Raw genomic sequence first — 1,601 nt, forward strand, 5'->3', positions numbered from 1 at the left:
TCGTTCAGGCGCCAAATTTTTTCGTTTTTGGCGCCACCCCGGGGAATCCCCTAGGATGCCGTGAGAGGATCCCCCGGCAACCCGATGCAGTGCACTGGAGCGCAAAGTGACGGAACCGATGGTTCGGGCAAGAGCCTTGAGCGGCTATCTGCAGGTAGCCAGGAGTTTGGGCTTGCCCCCAGGAATTGCTGCGGCAGGTAGGGCTCGACGCCACAGTCTTGGCCGATCTGCAGCGACGCATTCCTATTTCGGCTGTCTGCCAGTTGCTGGAAGCGGCCTCGATCGGCGCGAAATGCCCGACATTCGGCCTACAGATGGCCGACACGCGTCAGCCATTCGACTTCGGCGTACTTGATCTGTTGCTGTCGCACAAGCGAACCCTGCGCGAGTTGCTCCTGGCGGCCGTGCAATATCGGCACCTTCTCAATGAAGCGCTGGCGATCCACGTCGAGGATGGCCGGGACATGGTGGTTGTGCGTGAGGAAATCACTGCCGAAGCTGGTATTTCGACCCGCCAGGCAACGGAACTTGCCGTTGGGCTATTGGCGCGCACCTTTGTCGGCCTGCTCGGCGAGCACTGGAAGCCGAGAAGCGTCAACTTCGCCCACTGCGGCCCGCAGGATCTGAGCTTCCATCGACGCTTCTTCGGATGTCCGGTGGTCTTCGCCAGCGATTTCAACGGCATCGTTTGCGCCGCCGAAGACCTTGACCGCCCAAATCCGAATGCCGATCCGGAACTGGTCAGATATGCGGAAAGCTTGGCCAAGCCGCTCAACGTGTCAGGGCCAGGCTCGATAGTCCTGGATGTGCGCAAGGCAATTTACCTGCTCCTGCCGATCGAGCAAGCTACGGTCGACGAGGTGGCCAACCACCTGCATCTGAGCGTGCGTACGATGCAACGTCAGCTTGAACTGGCAGACACGACGTTCTCGAGTTTGATCGAGGAAGTGCGCCAGGAGCTTGCAGTGCGCTATCTGACCAATTTGCGCTATCCGATTGGGAGGGTGGCAACGCTGCTTGGATACTCTAGACAGTCATCGTTCACCCAGTGGTTCACGGCACGGTTCGGCATGAATCCTCGCGCGTGGAGGTCTTCACAGGAAAATAAACTCTCCCCACGAATAAGCTAACTAGCGACAAAGCGGGTATGGTCGCGGCAAGGGTGAACATCCGCTCATCGGCCATGACACAGATCCGTGGTGACTAGCTCCAACCGATTTGTGGCAGCGCGCCGTCTCCATGTACCCATTAATTGTGAGACAAATCGTGCCGTTCGCCCACTAACTTTGAGAATCCAGCCCAGTTAGTTTGAGACACGGCAAGCTAAGTCATTGATTCTTTGTACACCCATTGCCCAATAACTTTGAGACGTGACAGTTGTTGTCACGTCCCGGAGTCAGTGGGCCTTGTGACGACGCTAGTGGGTTGGAATCTCAAAGTTAATGAGTACACCGAAGCCGCTAACGCAAGGGGTTGCATACCGGGCTGGCGCTTTGTGATTGGAAGTCGGCTGGACGCGTATCGCCGAATGCGGGCATGGTGGCGACGCTCAGAGCCAGCCCGCCTGGAGGGTTCGAGGTTTTGTAAGCGCCAGTTTCGGC

1 pseudogene is annotated in these 1,601 nt (G+C 57.8%); it reads left to right on the top strand.

Annotated features, from left to right (window positions below):
- Nucleotides 1-118: 118 nt before the first annotated feature.
- Nucleotides 119-1,130: pseudogene (locus tag OR16_RS38990) on the top strand (AraC family transcriptional regulator).
- Nucleotides 1,131-1,601: the final 471 nt, after the last annotated feature.

Source organism: Cupriavidus basilensis OR16, assembly GCF_000243095.1.
GTDB classification, from domain to species: Bacteria; Pseudomonadota; Gammaproteobacteria; order Burkholderiales; family Burkholderiaceae; genus Cupriavidus; species Cupriavidus basilensis_D.